Raw genomic sequence first — 18,378 nt, forward strand, 5'->3', positions numbered from 1 at the left:
CGGTGGGGGTGGACCGGGGGCAGGGCTGGGTCGGAATCAGCCTGGACCTCCTTCGGGCTGGGGGGCTGATCGGCTCGACAGGAGCGCCCTGGTGTTGGCGACGACGACCCGGATCGTGGCCGGGTCGGTGATGACCGCCAGCAGGAGCACGCCGCCGATGATGATGTTCTGCACGTCGACCTGCATCCCCGAAAACGTGAGGGCGACCTGGAGGATCCCGAGCGTCGCCGCACCGAGCAGCGTCCCGAACACCGAGCCGCGCCCCCCGGTCAGCAGGATCCCGCCGATGATGGCCGCGGCGAAACTCGACAACAGCACCGTCGAGCCGGCGGTGGGGTCAGCGGCCGTGCGTTCGAGGGTGTTCATCACGCCGGCCAGCGCGGCGACTGCGCCCGAGATCATGAATCCCAGGTACACGCGTCGCCGGACCGGGATGCCGGCGTCGTGGGCGGCCTCGCGGTTGCCACCGACCGCGTAGAACTCGCGCCCGACGCGCACGCGGGTGACGAACACCTGCAGCAGGACGAACAACAGCACGAAGATGAGCATGCGAGGGGTCAGCGGGCCGACGAGCGGCTGGCCGAACGAGATGCCGGCATCGACGTTGGCCAGGCGCACGGGCTCCTCGCCCGAGATGACGAACCCCGCGCCACGCAGGAAGAACAGCATGCCCAGGGTGGCGATGAACGAGTTGATTCCCACGTTGACGACGAAGAAGGCGTTGACGACGCCGATGACCAGGCCGACGGCCAGGGCCGCCAGGACGCCCAGCGCCAGGTTGTCGATGCTGGCCATGATCACGCCGGACACGGCCAGGGTCGATGCCACGGCCAGGTCCAGTTCGCCCATCAGGATGACGGCCGTCAGGCCGAGGGCGACGAGGCCGACCTGGGCGATGCGCCCCAGCGTGACTTCGTAGGAGGTGAAGGTCGTCGGCTCGATGATGAGCACCACCACCACGACCACGACCAGCAGGGCCAGCGCGCGGCCCTCGGTGCGCCGGGCCACCAGGGTCCGGATGCGCGACACCAGGTCGGTGCCGCCCTGCACACCCAGCTGCAGGTTCGAGTCGCTCATGACGTCGCCGCCTTCCTTGCAAGGGCGTCCAACGACACGGCGGCCACGATGAGCGCGCCGATCGCCATCTGCTGGACCCCGAAGCCGAGGCCGGACAGGACCATGATGTTGCTCAGGACACTGACGAAGATGACGCCGAGCAGGGTTCGCAGCACGCTGCCCTTGCCGCCGAAGACGCTCGTGCCGCCGATGACGATCGCGGCGAGCGCCTCGAAGTCGTAGCCACCGGACATCGACGACACGGCGGTCTGGGAGAACGCCGCGAGCACGAAGCCACCGATCATCGCGCCAAGGGCCGAGAGCATGAAGGCGCCGATGACCACCCAGGCCGTGTTGATGCCCGCCAGGCGGGTCGCTTCGGGGTTCGAGCCGAACGCCTTGATCACGAAGCCGAAGGTGGTCCGGGTCAGGACGTACGACAGCGCGAGGGAGACCCCGACGAACACGATCATGGACAGCGGGAAGGGCCCGAGCTTGGCCGTGCCGAAGGCGCGGATCAGCGAGTCCTCACCGGCGAAGTAGATGCTGCCACCGCTCTGCCAGCGCAGGATGCCGATGCCGATGAACGTGGTCGCCAGGGTGACGATCACCGCGTTGGCCTTGAAGACCCCGACGGCGACGCCGTTGACCAACCCGTAGACGATGGCGATGGCGATGGCCACACCGATCGCCGGCACGAGGCCGGCGCTGTTGTTGACCGCGATCAGCACCACCGCCGAGGTCGCCACCTGCGCCACCACCGAGAGGTCGAGGTAGTTGGCGCTGATGACGACGAAGGTCATCCCGGCCGCCACGATCCCGATCGGGGCGGCGCGGTTGAAGACGTCGGTGATGTTCACCAGCGACGCGAACCCGTCCACGAAGATCGCGGCGATGACGATCAGGAGCGCCGTGAACAGGAAGATGCCCCGTTCGGCGATCCACTGCAGGGCCGTGGTCTCCTGCTGCTCGAGCTCCGGCGCTTGCCCGGGAGGCGGGTCGGACGCGACGGTGTCCACGGTCGCCTGGGTGCTCGTGTCCTCGCTCACAGCCTCACTCCCGCGGCTCGTACGGCCTGCTCGACCTGGGCTGGGTCGTCCTGCCACACCTCGACGACCTGGTCGTCCTCGAAGCGGTAGGTCGTGCGCGTGCTGACCGCCACCTCGTGCTGGGTGGCTGGATCCGTCCCCCGGATGACCAGCACGAAGCTGACCTGGTCACCGTCCTCCGTCAGTTCCGTGACCGTGGTCACCCGGTCGTGGCGCGTGCGCCGCAGGAGTTGGCACAGCGCGACCAACGCGTGGCGTCCCATCGTTCTGTCACCGGTCAGGTGGAACACGAGGCCCTCGCCGAACAGCGACTCGACGTTGTCCTGCGCCGTCCCCTCCTTGGTGTCGTACTGGCGCGTGAAGTACGCCGCGATGCGAGCGCGTCGATCACTCATGCCGGGCCTCCTCGTGGTCCGTCGATGTCACACGCCGATCATGCTGGTGCCGCCGGACGCGAGCGCCATCACCGATGACTCGTCGGCGACGTCGCGTGGCAGCGTTCCCACGATCTGTCCGTCGCGGACGACGTGGATCGTGTCGGACAACTCGAGCAGCTCGGGCAGGTCGGAGCTGATGACCAGCACCGCCGTTCCCTGTTCGGCGAGGCTCCGGACGAGGCGATGGATCTCCGCCTTGGCACCGACGTCGACGCCCCTGGTCGGCTCGTCGAGGACGAAGAGTGCAGGTGCGCGGCCGAGCCACTTCGCGACGACGATCTTCTGCTGGTTGCCGCCGCTGTAGGCCCCGGCCTCGAGCTCGATCCTGGGTGGTCGGAGGCCGACGTCGTCGGCCAGGTCCTTGGCATACGTGACGATCTGGCCCCGCTTCAGGACGCCGAGCGGGCTGGACAACGCCTTGCGGTTGGGCAGGGCGATGTTGTCCCGCACGGTCATCGTCAGCGCCAGACCGTCGGCACGACGTTCCTCGGGCACGTAGCCGACCCCGGCGGCCACGGCCTGGCCGTAGCTGTTAATCAAGCGGGTCTCGCCGTCCACGGTGAGTTGCACGGTCCCCGCGTTGCGCGGATCAGCGCCGAGCATCGCGCGGACGAACTCCGTCCGTCCGGCACCGACCAGGCCCCCGATCCCGACGATCTCGCCCGCGCGGACATCGAGGTCGATGCCGTTGACGCCCGGTGCCCGGACGTCGCGCGCCCGCAGCACCACCCCCTGGGGGTTGGACTCGTGGTCGGCCTGCAGCTCCTGCTTGAGTTCCCGACCGACCATCATGTCCACGATGTCCGTCGGGGAGGTGTCGTCGATGCCGACCGTGCCGACCAGTTCTCCGTCCCGCAGGACCGAGACCGTGTCGCAGATCGTGAAGATCTCGGGGATGCGGTGCGAGATGTAGAGGATCGCCAGTCCGCGGTCGGCCAGTCGCTGGAGCATGTCGAGCAGGTAGTCGGTCTCGGCCGGGGTGAGGGTGGCGGTCGGCTCGTCGAGGATCAGCACGCGCGGTTCGCGCGCCACGGCCCGGGCGATCTCGACGAACTGGCGCAGTGCGACCGACAGCCGCGAGACCGGCTCGTCGAGGTCCACCCCCACGCCGATCTCGTCCAACGCGGCCTGCGCGGTCGCCTTGAGCGCACGGCGACGGATGAATCCGCCACGGGTGGGCATGGCCCCCAGGACGATGTTCTCGGCCACGGTCATCTCGGGGATGAGGGACAGCTCCTGGTGCACCAGCGAGATGCCGGCATCGATCGCCTCCTGCGGGCTGCCGGGCTCGAGCCTGGTGCCGTCCATGACGACGTCGCCCTCGTTGGGCACGAGGATCCCGGCGAGCATGCGCATGAAGGTCGACTTGCCGGCCCCGTTCTCACCGACCACGGCGTGGACCTCGCCCGGCCGGACCTCGAGGCTGACGTCGTCGACGGCCACCGCGCCACCGAAGTGCTTGTGGAGGTTGTGCGCCTCGAGGATGGGTGCGGTCGGCGCTGGATCGTCTGCGTCGCTCGGCCCTTGCGTCATGCAGTGTCTCCCGGATCAGGGGTTCGTCCGCCTCGTCGGCGGGGTCGCGAGGCACACGGTTCGCATGCTCGGACCAGGGGGCTGGTCGGCGACCACTCGTTCATCTCTGCAAGCGATTGCAAACGATTGTCATAGCCGGAACGTAACGTTGGCGCGTGTTCCCGTCAAGGGGTTCGTGGGTATTGCAATCGATTGCTTCTGGACTCTTCGTCACTCTCGTGCGTGTTCACCGAGGAGGTCGAGGACGCCGATGCCCCTGTACCGACCAGACACTGTCGCGTCGCGTCGGGACGCGCTAGGGTCCGGACGCTCGCGCTTCCACCCCCCGGGAAGGTTCCCTCCGTGCGTCGTCTCCTCACCCTTGCCACATCCTCCGTGCTGGCCCTGGCCGTGCTCACCCCGGCCGCCGCCGCTCCGGACCCCGCCGGCGACGTGCCGACCCCGCCCGACTGGCTGGTCGTCGACGGGGGGCTGGTCCAGCCACAGTTCGCCCTGTCCGAGGCCATCGAGGAGACCCTCTGGGTCCAGACGACGGTCGACTCGGACCGTGACGGCGTCGACGACCGGGTCCGGATCCGGCTGTCGCGACCGGCGGAGACCGAGACCGCGGGCATCAAGGTCCCGGTCGTCTTCGAGCACAGTCCGTACCGGTCCAACATCGGGGGTGGGGCCAACCACGACGTGGACTTCGCGGTGATGCCCCAGGAGGGCATCCAGCCACGACGGCAGCTGTCGGCGGCCCTGGCGGACCCGTCGGCCACCCCGATCTCCAAGGCTGACCTGCCGGGCGGGCTGGACAACTACTGGGTGCCGCGTGGTTACGCCGTCGTGCTGGGCGAGAGCATCGGCACCGGCTTCTCCGACGGCTGCTCCACGGTCGGCGACGAGATGGAGACGCTCGGGACCCAGGCGGTCATCGACTGGCTCAACGGTCGCGCCGAGGCCCGCGACGGCGACGGCAACGTGGTCGAGGCCGACTGGACCACGGGCGACGTGGGCATGACCGGCGTGTCCTACAACGGCACGCTGCCCAACCAGGTCGCCACCACCGGCGTCGAGGGCCTGCGCACGATCGTGCCGGTCGCCGCGATCGCCAACTGGTACGACTACTACCGCGCCAACGGCCTGGTCGTCGCGCCCCACTCGCGGCGCTCCGGCGTGGGCTCCAACGCCTACCTGGGCGAGGACCTGGACGTGCTGGCCGACTTCGTCAACGGCCCGACCCGGGTCGACGAGTGCCGACCCATCGTCGAGGAGATGCTGGCGAACCAGGACCGCGTGACCGGCGACTACAACGACTACTGGGACGCCCGCAACTACCTCGACGACGCCGACCAGGTCGAGGCCAGCGTCTTCGTGGTCCACGGTCTCGAGGACTACAACGTCATGCCCACGGCCTACTCGACCTGGTGGGACGAGCTGGGCAAGGCCGGCGTCGAGCGAAAGATCTGGCTCCACAACGGTGGTCACGGTGGGCCCAGCGGCAACTCCGGCTACCAGGACGAGCTCAACAAGTGGATGGGCCACTGGCTGTTCGGCGTCGACAACGGGATCACCGACGAGCCGGCCGCCGACGTGCAGCGCCGTGACGGCACCTACGAGCAGTACGCCGACTGGCCGGTGCCGGGGTCACAGGACACCGTGCTCCACCTCGGGGCAGACGACGCCACCGCGCCGGGGACCCTCGACCTGCAGCGTGCTCCCGGCGCCCCGGCGCCGACGCAGTCCTTCGTGGACGACGGCCGCAACCGCAACACCGACGCCAGCCTGATCCAGGCACCGGACCAGCCCGACGCCAACCGCCTGGCCTACCTCTCGCCGCCGCTCGGCGAGGACGCGCACCTGTCGGGGACGCCGTCCGTGCGACTGCGCGCCTCGGTCGACAACCGGTACGCCGCGAACCTCACGGCCGTGCTGGTGGACTACGGGCCGGCCGGCAGCACCGCGGCCCCCGTGATGGTCACGCGGGGTTGGACCGACGTCCAGAACCGCAGTGCGATCGACCGCAGCAAGCCGATCGAGCAGGGGCGGGACTACTTCTTCGAGTGGGAGCTCGAGCCGGACGACCACGTCTTCGCGGCCGGCCACCGGATCGGGCTGGTCGTGGTGTCGACCGACCAGCAGTACACCGTGCGCCCCGATCCCGGCACCCAGCTGACCGTCGACCCGTCGCTCAGCCGTGTGACGCTGCCGCTCGTCGGTGGCAGCGACGGCCTGGTCCTCACCGACGAGGCGTCGACGGCCGGCTGACGCCATCGGACGATCCAGGAGGGGGCCGCGTGTTCGACACGCGGCCCCCTCCCTGTGTCCGTCACGTCGAGCCCGGACTGGTGTCCCTCAGCCCGGGGTCGTGGTGGCCGTCCCGGCCCGCATGGCGTCCAGCGCGAGGACGGCCACGTGCAGCGACAGGCGTGACTCGACGTCGTCCAGGTCGACGGCCAGTACCCGGGCGACCTGGTCGAGGCGTCCGTAGAGGGTCGGGCGGCTGAGGAACAGCGCCTCCGCCGTGGCCGACTTGTTGCAACCGTGGTCCAGCCAGGCCCGGAGGGTCGGGACGAGTTGGGTGTCACGATCGTCGTCGTGGTGCAGGAGCGGGCCGAGTTCCCGCTCGACGAAGGCCTGGACACGGTCGTCGTCGCGCAGCAGGTGGAGCAGGCCCCGGACACGGACGTCGCGCATGGTGTGGTAGCGCCTCGGCGGGGCGGTCGGCCCCGCCCCCTCGGCAACGTGGCTGGCCTCCTGCAGCGAGTCGGCGGCGGCCACGATGCCGTGGGCCACCCGCCCGGCCCCGATCGTCAGGGCATCGAGGGCTCCGGACGGGGCCGCGCGTCCGTGCACCGCGTCCGCGATCGCCCCGAGGCACTCGCTGGGGTCCACCTCCGTCGGGAGGCTGGCCAGCACTGCGACCTGGCGCTGGTCGATCGGTGCCACGAGCGCAGCGGGGTGGGCCGCACGCACGGCTCGCCGCACGAGTTGCGCCGCACGACGGGCCGGGTCGGGCGCCCCGGGGTCGTCGGGGAAACGGACCACCAACCCCACCAGCCGCCGGTGGGCAAGCTCGACGCCCAGTGCGCGGGCGCGGACCACGACGTCGTCGGCAGTGGACCACCGACGGTCGACGACGTCGGCCAGCAGCGAGCCGTGTGCCTGGGCATCGAGCGCATCCGGGCGGTCGTCACGACCGCGGGTCAGGGCCAGGGCGTCGGCGGCTCCCTCCAACACCAGGCGTTCCAGCGAGCTGGGCTCCTCCTCCACCACCATGGCGAGGTTGCCGAGCCGCCCGCGGCGACCGTCCACCACGCTGACCACCAGCCCGGTGTCGGGAGGCTTCCCTCCGCCGGTGGCGACCGGTCCCGACGCGGCCCGACGCGACCGCCTCTCCCACCCGTCGAGCACTCGCTCCAGTGGGCGACCGGCGCGGGCCACTGCCACGACCTGGTGTGACAGGTTCTCCAGCACGAGCGGACGGTCCACCATCGCCGCGGCTCGATCGAGGATCTCCTGGGGGACCGCGTCCTCGATCACCAGTTGGTGGAACACCCGGTGGATCTCCTCGGACCGCTGCAATTCGCCCAGCTGGCGGGTCAGGATCCGCGAGTGCACCGCCAGCGTGATGTCGACGAACCGCACCTCGCGGTGCAGCTCGACGAGCGGGAGTTGATGGGCCTCCGCCGCCGTGCGCAACGCGGTCGGCGTCCGGGGGAAGCGTGCGCCGAGCTCGAGGACGACGCCACTGGCCTCGGCGTCGGCGAGCTGCTCCACCCATTCGTGCAGCAGCTCGACCTCCTCGCCCAGTCCGAGCCCGGTCGTCAGGACCAGTTCGCCACCATGGAGGAGGTGTCCGACCCGCGGGAGCTCGCTGACGTGGACCCAGCGGACCGCGCGGTCCAGGCCTCCGCGGCCCGCCACCAGTCGAGGGCGGCCGACCTGCAGCTCTGGCAGGCGCAGGGCACTGCGGACGGTGACCACGACGGCTCCGGGGGGGACGGGGCTCGGCACACATGATGCCACGGTGACGGGCAGGCGGGACGCGTGTCCTGACAGGGTGTCAGTTACAGGGTGTCACTTCCTGGGGGCCGACCCCTTGCACTGTGGCCCTTGCCTCGCCGCGGTCGTGGCGGGTTGGGTGAGAGCCACTCCGCCCGGTCGCATCCGGACGTGTACGAGGCCGGGTGGGGCGGTGGTCGGCCAGGCCGCTGTCGCGTCCGCTCGAGGAGTCCCCCATGGATCCGTCCCCCCGACCCCGGCCGGTGCGTTTCGCCGACCGCTCCCGGTCCACTCGTCGCCGACTCGGTGGCATGGCCGCCGCGGTGACCGCGCTGGTGCTGGTCACGCCCACCATCGCCGCGGCCGACGAGCCCGGTGCGTCCAACACGATCACCGACGTCCCCGGCATCCAGGTCGGCCACGAGACCCGCACCGGTGGCGGGTACCAGACCGGCACCACGGTCGTACTGGCCGAGGACGAGGCGACTGCCTCCTACAGCACCTTCGGAGGAGCGCCCGGGACCCGCGAGACCGACCTGCTCGAGCCCGGCGGCCTGGTCACCCGGGCGAACGCCATCGTGCTGAGCGGTGGGAGCGCCTACGGGCTGGACACGGCCACGGGGGCGATGGAGTGGCTCGAGGAGCAGGGGCTCGGCTACAACGTCGGCCAGGGGGTCGTCCCGATCGTCCCCGCCGCCATCCTGTTCGATCTCGGACGAGGCGGCGACTTCACGGCGCGGCCCGACGCGTCGTTCGGCTACGCGGCCGCGGACGCCGCCACCGACGACCCGGTGGAGATGGGCCGGGTCGGCGCGGGCACGGGTGCCAGCTGGGGCCTGGGCTCGGCCAGCGTGGTGCTGGACAACGGCTGGACGGTCGGCGCGATCGTCGGGTTGAACCCCGGCGGGTCGCCGATCAATCCGGACAACTGCCTGCCCTACGGGGCCTTCCTCGAGCTCGGCGACGAGTTCGGGCTGGCCGACCCCAACCCCGGGAACTGCCCTGCCATGCGTGGCAACGACGGCGACAACCAGGGTGCGGCGGGGGAGGAGTCCTTCAACACCACGATCGCGGTCGTGGCGACCGACGCACCGCTGGACCAGACCCAGGCCCAGCGGATGTCCATGATCGCCAACAGCGGCCTGTCCCGCTCGATCAAGCCGGTCCACAACCTCGGGGACGGCGACACGGTGTTCGCGCTGGCCACGTCGGATCCGGCGCCCCTCAGCAACGGCCAGCTGGGGCAGCTGTACAACGCGGCCGCCGACGCGCTCGGCCGGGCCGTCGTCCACGCGCTCCTGGAGGGGGAGACACTCGGGAACCGGGTCGCCTACTGCGATCGCTACCCCAAGATCTGTGGCGAGCCGGCCTCCGGCGCGAAGAACGACCGGTCGGACAACGCGGTCGTGCCGCCGGTCGCGTCGTCCGGTCACCCCCCGACGTCCCCCGGCGGGGCGGGGGACACCACCTCCGTGATGGACACGGCCCGTGACGTCGGCGTGACGGGGTGGAGCGCGATCGTCCTGGCCCTCGCGCTGGCCGGTGTCGCGCTGATCGGCCGCCGACGCCACGATCACGGCATGACCGCCTGACCCGGTGGGAGCCGGCTGTTCCCCCCCGCGGTCGGCTCCCACCCACCCGGGTCGGCTCCCGCCCACCCCCGGTTCACAACGGGCCGCGAGTACGCTTCCGGCACGTGGTTCCCACCAGACGACCATCGTCCGCGACGTGCTCGGCACGCCGGACACACAGGAGGATCCCCCCATGCAGCAGCGCACCTGGCGACTTGCGACCGTCGTGGCGGCCACGGCCCTGGTGGTCACCGGCTGCACGGCGGGGGAGACGGCCGACGACGCCACGCCGGCGCCCGACGACACCGGCTCGGCCACCGAGGCGGTGACCCCGACCGAGGCAGGCACGGCCAGCGATTCCGACAGCGAGGCGCCCGCGTCGGGTGACGCGTCGGTGATCCTGGGATTCGCGGCCGATCCGCTCAACCTCGACTTCACCACCACCGACGGTGCGGCCATCCCCGAGGCACTGCTGGTGAACGTCTACGAGGGCCTGGTCAAGGTCGACCAGTCCGGCGAGATCGTCCCGGCGCTGGCGACCGACTGGGAGGTCAGCGAGGACGGCACCACCTACACCTTCACCCTGGCCGAGGGCGTCACCTTCTCCAACGGCGACGAGTTCACCGCCGAGGACGCCAAGTTCTCGATCGAGCGGGTCCAGTCCGACGACTGGACCGTGTCGCTGAAGGCCGGCATGGACGTCGTCGAGTCGGTCGAGGCGCCGTCCGACACCGAGTTGGTCGTCACGCTCGCCCAGCCGTCCAACAGCTGGCTGTACGCCATGACGACCCGGATCGGGGCGATGTTCTCCACCGACGGCGTCGACGACCTCGCCACCACCGCGATCGGGACGGGTCCCTACGAGGTGACCAACTTCGTCCAGGGCGACCGGCTGGAGTTCACCCGTCGCGACGACTACTGGGGCGAGGCGCCGGCCTACGCCGACGTGACCTTCCGCTACTTCGACGACGGCAACGCGCTCAACAACGCGCTGCTGGGTGACGACATCGACGTGGTCGCGACCGTGCAGGCCCCCGAGGCGATGGGCCAGTTCGAGGACACCGAGGACTACCAGGTGATCGAGGGGACATCCCAGGGCGAGGTCGTGCTGTCGCTCAACAACACCAACCCGCCGCTGGACGACGTCCGGGTCCGCCAGGCGATCCGCTACGCGATCGACAACGAGGCCGTGCGCGCCACTGCCTGGGCCGGCTACGGGACCATGATCGGCAGCATGGTCCCGCCGACCGACCCGTGGTACGAAGACCTCACCGAGATGTACCCGCTGGACCTCGACCAGGCGACGGCGCTGCTCGAGGAGGCCGACGCCACCGACATCACGCTCGACTTCAAGGTCCCGAACCTGCCCTACGCGGTCAACGCGGCCCAAACGGTCCAGTCCAACCTCGCCCAGGTCGGCATCACCGCCGAGATCGAGACGCTGGAGTTCCCGGCCGTGTGGCTCGAGGACGTGTTCACCAACTTCGACTACCACATGTCGATCATCGCCCACGTCGAGCCACGCGACATCAGCGCCTTCGCCAACCCGGACTACTACTTCCAGTACGACAGCGCCGACGTCCAGCAGCTCCTGGCGGACGCCGACACCGGGTCGCCCGAGGAGCAGGTCGAGCTGACGGCGCAGGCCGCGCGGACCATCTCCGAGGACGCCGCGGCCGAGTTCCTGTTCCTGGCACCCAACCTGCTGGTCGCGAACCAGTCGGTCACCGGGCTGCCCGAGAACCGGGTCGGCGAGGCCTTCGACCTGACCGACCTGGCCCCGGCCGGCTGACCCCGAACGGGCGCACGACCGGCCCCCGGCTCCGGTCGCCGGACCGACGACAGGATCGACCCGACCCCCATGGCGTTCCAACTCCTGACCCGCACGGCGACCTTCCTCGCCACGCTGGCGGTCGCGTCGGTGCTGGTGTTCGCCTTCATGACGGTGTTGCCGGGATCGCCCGCGCAGGTGGTCCTGGGGGTCAGTGCCTCGGAGGAGGCCGTGGCGCAGATGGAGGCCGACTTCGGGCTGGACCGGCCGTTGCCCGAGCAGTACTGGGACTGGGTGTCGGGGCTGCCGTCGGGCGACTTCGGGACCAGCTACGTGACCGGGGCAGAGATCGGCCCACAGATCGTCGACCGGTCGCTGGTCACGCTGTGGCTGGTCGGCGCCGGGATGCTGGTCGCGCTGGTGATCGCGCTGCCACTGGGAACCCTGGCCGCGGTGAAGCACCGTCGGCCCAGTGGCACCGTGCTGGCGGGGATCAGCCAGGTCGGCATCGCCGTGCCCAGCTTCCTCGCCGGGATCATCCTGATCTCGGTGTTCTCGGTCACCCTCGGGTGGTTCCCGGCCGGTGGGTGGACCACCCCGGCCAGCGACCCGGTCGCGTTCCTGCAGGGGCTGGTGCTTCCGGCCCTGGCGCTGGGGCTGGTCCAGGGATCGGTGCTGTCGCGCTACGTGCGCTCGACGGTGCTCAACGTCCAGCGTGAGGACTTCATCCGGACCGCGCGATCGAAGGGCCTGCGGTCGTGGCAGGCGATGGTCCACCACGGGCTGCGCAACGCCGCGATCCCGATCGTGACCGTGCTCGGCCTGCAGCTGTCGGTGCTGCTGGTCGGCGCGGTCGTGGTCGAGCGCGTGTTCGTCATCCCGGGGCTGGGGTCACTGCTCATCGACGGCGTCCGCAACCGCGACCTGCTGCTGGTGCAGGGCGTGGTCATGGTCCTGGTGCTGGCGATCCTGGCGATCAACTGGCTCGTGGACGTGCTCTACACCGTGCTCGATCCACGCCTGCGAGCCACCGCATGAGCGCGGCGACCGAGGCGATCGTTCTCCCCGACTCGGTCGACGTCGTCGAGCCGGGCCGCGCCAACTGGTCGCTGCGGGTGGGCGGGGTGCTGGTCGGGCTGGTCGTGGTGGTGGCGCTCGTGTCGTTCGTGTGGACCCCGTGGGACCCCTACCTGGTCGACGGGACCAATCGCCTGATGGGGCCCAGCAGCAGCCACTGGCTGGGCACCGACCAGTTCGGCCGGGACGTGCTCAGCCGGCTGATGGTCGGGGCGCGCACCACCCTGTACGTCGGGATCGTCGCGGTCTCGCTGGCCGCGGTCGGCGGGATCCCCTTGGGCATCGTGATGGGGATGGCGCCGCGCTGGCTGCAGACCGTCCTGGTCCGGGCCAACGACCTCCTGCTGGCCTTCCCGGCGCTGCTGCTGGCGATCATGTTCGGTGCGGTCTTCGGCGCGTCGACCACGACCGCGATGGTCGCCATCGGCATCGCCACGATCCCGGTGTTCGCGCGGATCACCCGCTCGGGGACCCTGCAGGTGATGAGCACGGAGTACGTGCTGGCGGCCCGGGCCGGTGGCCGGTCCGCACCAGCGGTCGCGGTGCGCCACGTCCTGCCCAACGTCACCAGCCTGCTGCTGGTCCAGGCGTCGGTCTCGTTCGCCATCGCGGCGCTGGCCGAGGCCGCCCTGTCGTTCCTGGGCTTCGGGACCGCCCCGCCCATCCCGTCGTGGGGCCGGATGCTCAACGAGGCGTACTCGGTGCTGGCGGTCAGCCCCCTGCAGGCGCTGTGGCCCGGACTCGCCATCGCCACCGCGGTGCTGGGCTTCAACCTGCTGGGTGACGGCCTGCGGGACCGGCTCGATCCGCGGCTGGCGGACGCGCGATGAGTGATCCCGTGACCGCCCGGACCCCAGCCGACGTCACGGTCGGTGGCGCCGCTGTCGACGGGGCGCCGGGCGACGACCATCGCCTGGTGGTGGAGGACCTGTCGGTGCGGGCCGGACGACTCGGGCTGGTGCACGACGTGTCGTTCCGGCTCGGGCGCGGCGAGCGGGTCGGGCTGATCGGCGAGTCCGGGTCGGGCAAGTCCCTGACCGCGCTGGCGGTGATGGGCCTGCTCCCCGAGGGGCTGTCGGCCTCGGGATCGGTGCGGGTCTCGTCGGTGGACCACGACCTGGTGGGCGCGTCCGACGCCCGGTTGGCCGACCTTCGTGGCCGGGTCCTGTCGATGGTCTTCCAGGAACCGATGACCGCGCTCAACCCGGTCATGCGCGTCGGCGACCAGGTCGCCGAGGTGATGGAGGTTCACGACCTCGCCTCCGGCCGCGACGCGCGTCGCCGCGCCGTCGAACTGCTCGCCCAGGTCCGGATGCGCGACCCCGACGGGGTCGCGCGGCGCTACCCCCACCAGCTCTCCGGTGGCCAGCGCCAGCGGGTCATGCTCGCGATCGCGCTGGCCAACGAGCCCGACGTCCTGGTGTGCGACGAGCCCACGACCGCGCTGGACGTCACGGTGCAGGCCCAGATGCTCGACCTGGTCGTGCGCGGCGCGGCCGAGCGCGACGCCGCCCTGCTGTTCATCACCCACGACCTCGCCGTCGTCGCGACCGTGTGCGAGCGGGTGCTGGTCATGTACGGCGGCCACATCGTCGAGGCCGGCCCCACCCGGCGGGTCTTCACCGCGCCCCGCCATCCCTACACCCGGGGGCTGGTGCGTGCCTCGGACCTGGGGGCGCTGGGCGTCGACGGCACCGACGGCTCGCTGCGACGACCGCTGCCGACCATCCCGGGGACCGTGCCGCCTGCCGGCGCCTTCCCGTCCGGCTGCGTCTTCCGCAACCGGTGCGAGCGGGCGGACGAGGCCTGCGAGGTGGAGCCACCGTGGGACGGCCTGCCCGGCGACGGGGCCGCGTGCGTCCACCCGTACGACCCGGAGGACACGGCCGCCCCCGGCGACACGGCGGCCAGCGAGCCGGGAGGTGTGACGTGACGACGTCGACGACACCGACCCCGCCTGACGGCGACCAGCCGGCCCTGCTCGAGGTGCGCGACCTGGTGCGCGACTTCCCCCGCCCGCGCTCCTCGCTGCTGCGGGCGCCCGAGCCGGTGCACGCCCTGCGCGGCGTGTCGCTGGACGTCCGGGCCGGGCAGCGGTTCGGGATCGTGGGCGAGTCGGGCTCGGGCAAGTCCACCCTGCTGCGACTGCTGGCCGCGCTGGACCGTCCGACGTCCGGGACGATCCGGTTCCGGGGACGCGAGGTCACCGGGGTGCCGGAACGCCGGCTGGGGTTCCTGCGCGAGGACCTGCAGGTGGTGTTCCAGGACCCGATGGGCTCGCTGGACCCCCGCATGAAGGTGCGCGACATCGTCACCGAGCCGCTGGTCGCCCAGGGCCACCCGGACCGGCTCGGGCGACTCGACGAGCTGCTCGAGGCGGTCGGCCTGCCCGCGCGGGCCGCCGACCGCTACCCCCACCAGTTCTCCGGTGGCCAGCGACAACGGATCGCGATCGCGCGGGCGTTGTCGACGCGTCCCGCGGTCCTGCTGGCCGACGAGCCCGTCAGCGCCCTGGACGTGTCCGTGCGCGCCCAGGTGCTCAACCTGCTGGCCGACCTGGTCGACGAGTTCGACCTGACCCTGGTGTTCGTGTCCCACGACCTGTCGGTGGTCCGGCGGGTCTGCGACACCATCGCGGTGATGCAGGAGGGCGAGATCGTCGAGCAGGGGCCCGCGGACCGGGTGACGACCCGTCCCGAGCATCCCTACACGCGCCAGCTGCTGGGTGCGGTCCCCAGCCTCGAGCGGGCGCTCGCCGGCCAGGACGCCGCCGGGCTGGCCGCTGCCGCGGGCGCTGCTGCTCCCGGAGCCGATGCCGACCGGGAGGTGCGCCGATGACCCCGTCCATCCCGTCGGCCGGACCTGCCGAGGACCTGCCCGACGACCTGGCCGATGCCACGGCGACCGCGCTGCTGGCCGCCTACCGGGCGCGGACCGTCTCGCCCACCGAGGTGTTGGACGCCGTCCGGGCACGGATGGCGGCGTGCGAGCCAGCCGTCCACGCGCTTTGGGTGGTCGACGACGAGGGCGCGGGGGCCGCCGCGCGGGCAAGTGCCGACCGCTGGGCGGAGGGAGCTCCGGCGGGCGACCTCGACGGGATCCCGATCACCCTCAAGGAGAACATCCCGACCGCCGGCACGGCCGTGCCCGGCGGCACGGCAGCGACCGAGCTGGTCCCGGCCACGGAGGACGGCCCGCCGGCCGCGCGGGTGCGCGAGGCCGGGGCGGTCCTGCTGGGCAAGACCACGATGCCGGACTGGGGCATGGCCTCCAGCGGCCTGTCCAGCTTCCACGACCTGGCTCGCAACCCGTGGAACCTGGACTGGAACCCGGGTGGCTCCAGCGCGGGGGCGGCGGCGGCTGCGGCAGCCGGCTACGGCCCGTTGCACCTGGGCTCCGACATCGGGGGCTCGGTCCGGTTGCCGGCGGGCTGGACCGCGACGGTGGCGCTCAAGCCCAGCTGGGGCCGGGTGCCGATCGACCCGCCGTACTGGGGTCGCGTGGTCGGCCCGATGACCCGCACGGTCGCCGACGCGGCCCTGCTGCTGGACGTCGTCGCCCGGCCCGACCCCGCCGACCGGGACCACCTCAGCCTGCCACCCACGACCGGGACCTTCGTGCCGACCGACCTCGACGTCGCCGGGATGCGGGTGGCCCTGCACCGGGACGCCGGCGCCGGGATGCCGGTCGACCCCCAGGTCGACGCGGTCGTGGTCGCCGTGGCCGAGGCCATGGCCGCGGCCGGCGCCGAGGTCACCGAGATCGACCCGTTCCTCGACGGCGAGCAGCTCGCCGGGCTCGACCTGTTCTGGCGGGCGCGTGGCTGGGCCGACTACTCCGCCCTGGACGCCGACGCCCGCGACCGCGTGCTGCCCTACATCGTCGACTGGGTGCGTGGCGGAGCCGACGTGGACCCGGTCGCGCTGATGGCGGCCACCCAGCAGCAGCTCGCGGTCGGCGCGGCGACCCTGGCCGCGACGACGGCGTTCGACCTCGTCGTGTCCCCGGTCAGCCCGGTCGCGACCTTCCCCGCCACGTGGCCCGGGCCGACCAACGACGTCGCGACGGCGATGCACCACATCGGTTTCACGGTGCCGTACAACTTCTCCCACCAGCCCGCGCTGGCGGTGCAGGCCGGCTGGACCGACGACGGTCGGCCGATCGGCGTGCAGCTGGCGGGGCGACGGTTCGACGACCGTGGGGTCCTCGCGGCGGGTGCCTGGTGGGAACGCCACCGGCCCGACGACGTCACCCCGGACTGGCCGACCCCGGTCGTCCGCGACCTCGTCCGGGCGACCCGGACCACCAGCGACCACCATGGTGAGCAGCCGCCCCCACCGCCAGCCTGAATCCGCTCCACGACCGACCGAGCATCGAGGCCCACCATGCAGCGCATCGGACACCTGGTCGGCGGCGCGTCCGCCGGCTCCTTCGACCGGGTCGGACCCGTGTTCGACCCGGCGACCGGGACGAAGACCGGCGAGGTCGCCCTGGCCGACATCGCCGAGGTGGACGCCGCGGTCGCGGCGGCCCGGACCGCCGCCACCGGCTGGGCGCGGACCAGCCTGTCCCGGCGGACCGACCTGCTGTTCGCGCTGCGACGGGTCCTGGACGACAACCGCGACGAGCTCGCCCGGGCACTGACCGCCGAGCACGGCAAGGTCCATGCCGACGCGCTGGGCGAGGTCGCCCGTGGCATCGAGAACGTCGAGTTCGCCTGTGGCCTGGGCAACCTGCTCAAGGGCGGGATGTCGTCGCGCGTGTCGTCGCAGGTCGACGTCCACGAACTGCGCCAGCCGCTGGGCGTCGTCGCGGGCATCACCCCGTTCAACTTCCCGGTCATGGTCCCGTTGTGGATGGCGGCCAACGCCCTGGCCTGTGGCAACACGTTCGTGCTCAAGCCGTCCGAACGGGACCCGTCGGCACCCCGCCTGCTGGGCGAGCTGGTCCACGAGGCCGGGTTCCCACCCGGGGTGTTCAACGTCGTCAACGGGGACAAGGTGGCGGTCGACCGACTGCTGGAACATCCCGACGTGGACGCCGTCAGCTTCGTCGGCTCGACCCCGATCGCGCGGTACGTCTACGAGACCGGCACCGCCCACGGCAAGCGCGTCCAGGCACTGGGCGGGGCCAAGAACCACATGGTGGTGCTGCCCGACGCCGACGTCGACCTGGCCGCCGACAGTGCCGTGTCGGCGGCCTACGGCTCGGCCGGTGAGCGCTGCATGGCGATCTCGGTGGTGGTCGCGGTGGGCGACGTGGCCGACCCCCTGGTCGAGGGGATCGAGGAGCGGATCGCGGACCTGGTCGTCGCGCCCGGGTCCGACCCCGACGCCGAGATGGGACCGCTGATCACCCGCGAGCACCGGGACCGGGTCGCGGGCCACGTCGCCGGCGCGGCCGACGCCGGGGCGACGCTCCGGGTCGACGGACGCGACCACGCCGTCGCCGACGTGGGCCACGGCGACGGCGGGTTCTTCCTGGGCGCGACCCTGGTGGACCACGTCACGCCGGACATGGAGGTCTACCGCGAGGAGGTCTTCGGCCCGGTGCTGTCCGTGGTGCGGGTCGACACCTTCGACGACGCGCTCGCGCTGGTCAACGCCAACCCGTACGGCAACGGCACCGCCGTGTTCACCCGTGACGGCGGTGCCGCCCGGCGCTACACCGAGGAGGTCGAGGTCGGCATGGTGGGCGTCAACGTCCCGATCCCGGTCCCGGCGTCGATGTACTCCTTCGGTGGCTGGAAGGACTCGCTGTTCGGCGACAGCCACGTCTACGGCCCCGAGGGCATCCACTTCTACACCCGCACCAAGGTCGTCTCGAGCCGCTGGCCGTCGCCGGAGAGCTCGACCGTCGACCTCGGCTTCCCCCGCAACGACTGACCCCCACCCGAC

The 18,378-nt window shown here is 71.7% G+C and carries 14 protein-coding genes; 9 read left to right on the forward strand and 5 right to left on the reverse strand.

Going from position 1 to position 18,378, the window contains the following annotated elements:
- Positions 1 to 36: 36 nt before the first annotated feature.
- The 4 genes from KR546_RS17945 to KR546_RS17960 are packed head-to-tail and all read right to left on the reverse strand — an operon-like array spanning position 37 to position 4,075.
- Positions 37 to 1,077 (reverse strand): ABC transporter permease, encoded by a 1,041-nt coding sequence (locus tag KR546_RS17945; protein ID WP_238446097.1) that lies wholly within the window; start codon positions 1,075 to 1,077, stop codon positions 37 to 39.
- Entirely contained in the window at positions 1,074 to 2,105 is a 1,032-nt protein-coding gene (locus KR546_RS17950) for an ABC transporter permease (RefSeq protein WP_238446098.1), read from the reverse strand. The genes KR546_RS17945 and KR546_RS17950 overlap by 4 nt, the downstream gene beginning before the upstream one ends.
- Positions 2,102 to 2,500, reverse strand: coding sequence for a nuclear transport factor 2 family protein (locus KR546_RS17955; protein ID WP_238446099.1), 399 nt, complete (start codon positions 2,498 to 2,500; stop codon positions 2,102 to 2,104). Before KR546_RS17955 ends, KR546_RS17950 begins: the two co-directional genes overlap by 4 nt.
- Positions 2,501 to 2,527: 27 nt before the next feature.
- Positions 2,528 to 4,075, reverse strand: coding sequence for a sugar ABC transporter ATP-binding protein (locus tag KR546_RS17960; RefSeq protein WP_238446100.1), 1,548 nt, complete (start codon positions 4,073 to 4,075; stop codon positions 2,528 to 2,530).
- A gap of 342 nt (positions 4,076 to 4,417) precedes the next feature.
- Between KR546_RS17960 and KR546_RS17965 the strand changes: the two genes are divergently transcribed.
- Positions 4,418 to 6,325 (forward strand): Xaa-Pro dipeptidyl-peptidase, encoded by a 1,908-nt coding sequence (locus tag KR546_RS17965; protein ID WP_238446101.1) that lies wholly within the window; start codon positions 4,418 to 4,420, stop codon positions 6,323 to 6,325.
- A gap of 87 nt (positions 6,326 to 6,412) precedes the next feature.
- Here KR546_RS17965 and KR546_RS17970 read toward each other — a convergent pair whose 3' ends face one another.
- A complete protein-coding gene (locus KR546_RS17970; protein ID WP_238446102.1) occupies positions 6,413 to 8,044 on the reverse strand; it encodes a PucR family transcriptional regulator in 1,632 nt (543 codons plus the stop codon).
- Positions 8,045 to 8,298: 254 nt separating this feature from the next.
- Here KR546_RS17970 and KR546_RS17975 point away from each other — a divergent pair, with 254 nt between their 5' ends.
- The 8 genes from KR546_RS17975 to KR546_RS18010 all read left to right on the forward strand — a co-directional run bounded on the left by KR546_RS17975 (position 8,299) and on the right by KR546_RS18010 (position 18,366).
- On the forward strand, positions 8,299 to 9,654 hold the full coding sequence (locus KR546_RS17975; protein WP_238446103.1) for a P1 family peptidase: 1,356 nt from the start codon (positions 8,299 to 8,301) through the stop codon (positions 9,652 to 9,654).
- 172 nt (positions 9,655 to 9,826) lie between these two features.
- Positions 9,827 to 11,425 carry an ABC transporter substrate-binding protein gene (locus KR546_RS17980; RefSeq protein WP_238446104.1) on the forward strand — a complete coding sequence of 533 codons (1,599 nt, stop codon included), beginning with the start codon at positions 9,827 to 9,829 and terminating at the stop codon, positions 11,423 to 11,425.
- 69 nt (positions 11,426 to 11,494) lie between these two features.
- Positions 11,495 to 12,442, forward strand: a complete 948-nt coding sequence (locus tag KR546_RS17985; protein ID WP_238446105.1) for an ABC transporter permease — start codon at positions 11,495 to 11,497, stop codon at positions 12,440 to 12,442.
- Positions 12,439 to 13,311: an ABC transporter permease gene (locus tag KR546_RS17990; RefSeq protein WP_238446106.1), complete on the forward strand. Its 873-nt coding sequence runs from the start codon at positions 12,439 to 12,441 to the stop codon at positions 13,309 to 13,311. The genes KR546_RS17985 and KR546_RS17990 overlap by 4 nt, the downstream gene beginning before the upstream one ends.
- Positions 13,308 to 14,414 (forward strand): ABC transporter ATP-binding protein, encoded by a 1,107-nt coding sequence (locus KR546_RS17995; RefSeq protein ID WP_238446107.1) that lies wholly within the window; start codon positions 13,308 to 13,310, stop codon positions 14,412 to 14,414. The genes KR546_RS17990 and KR546_RS17995 overlap by 4 nt, the downstream gene beginning before the upstream one ends.
- A complete protein-coding gene (locus tag KR546_RS18000) occupies positions 14,411 to 15,319 on the forward strand; it encodes an ATP-binding cassette domain-containing protein (protein ID WP_238446108.1) in 909 nt (302 codons plus the stop codon). Before KR546_RS17995 ends, KR546_RS18000 begins: the two co-directional genes overlap by 4 nt.
- Positions 15,316 to 16,830: an amidase gene (locus KR546_RS18005; RefSeq protein ID WP_238446109.1), complete on the forward strand. Its 1,515-nt coding sequence runs from the start codon at positions 15,316 to 15,318 to the stop codon at positions 16,828 to 16,830. Before KR546_RS18000 ends, KR546_RS18005 begins: the two co-directional genes overlap by 4 nt.
- Positions 16,831 to 16,866: 36 nt before the next feature.
- Positions 16,867 to 18,366 (forward strand): CoA-acylating methylmalonate-semialdehyde dehydrogenase, encoded by a 1,500-nt coding sequence (locus tag KR546_RS18010; RefSeq protein ID WP_238446110.1) that lies wholly within the window; start codon positions 16,867 to 16,869, stop codon positions 18,364 to 18,366.
- The last annotated feature ends 12 nt before the right edge of the window (positions 18,367 to 18,378 follow it).

Source organism: Salsipaludibacter albus (assembly GCF_019798055.1).
GTDB lineage: Bacteria > Actinomycetota > Nitriliruptoria > Nitriliruptorales > Nitriliruptoraceae > Salsipaludibacter > Salsipaludibacter albus.

Excerpts from the sequence above, each read along its gene's own strand:
- KR546_RS17945 (WP_238446097.1), bottom strand. The coding sequence starts at position 1,077 with ATGAGCGACTCGAACCTGCAGCTGGGTGTGCAGGGCGGCACCGACCTG.
- KR546_RS17955 (WP_238446099.1), bottom strand. The coding sequence starts at position 2,500 with ATGAGTGATCGACGCGCTCGCATCGCGGCGTACTTCACGCGCCAGTAC.
- KR546_RS17960 (WP_238446100.1), bottom strand. The coding sequence starts at position 4,075 with ATGACGCAAGGGCCGAGCGACGCAGACGATCCAGCGCCGACCGCACCC.
- KR546_RS17975 (WP_238446103.1), top strand. The coding sequence starts at position 8,299 with ATGGATCCGTCCCCCCGACCCCGGCCGGTGCGTTTCGCCGACCGCTCC.
- KR546_RS17980 (WP_238446104.1), top strand. The coding sequence starts at position 9,827 with ATGCAGCAGCGCACCTGGCGACTTGCGACCGTCGTGGCGGCCACGGCC.
- KR546_RS17985 (WP_238446105.1), top strand. The coding sequence starts at position 11,495 with ATGGCGTTCCAACTCCTGACCCGCACGGCGACCTTCCTCGCCACGCTG.
- KR546_RS17990 (WP_238446106.1), top strand. The coding sequence starts at position 12,439 with ATGAGCGCGGCGACCGAGGCGATCGTTCTCCCCGACTCGGTCGACGTC.
- KR546_RS17995 (WP_238446107.1), top strand. The coding sequence starts at position 13,308 with ATGAGTGATCCCGTGACCGCCCGGACCCCAGCCGACGTCACGGTCGGT.
- KR546_RS18005 (WP_238446109.1), top strand. The coding sequence starts at position 15,316 with ATGACCCCGTCCATCCCGTCGGCCGGACCTGCCGAGGACCTGCCCGAC.
- KR546_RS18010 (WP_238446110.1), top strand. The coding sequence starts at position 16,867 with ATGCAGCGCATCGGACACCTGGTCGGCGGCGCGTCCGCCGGCTCCTTC.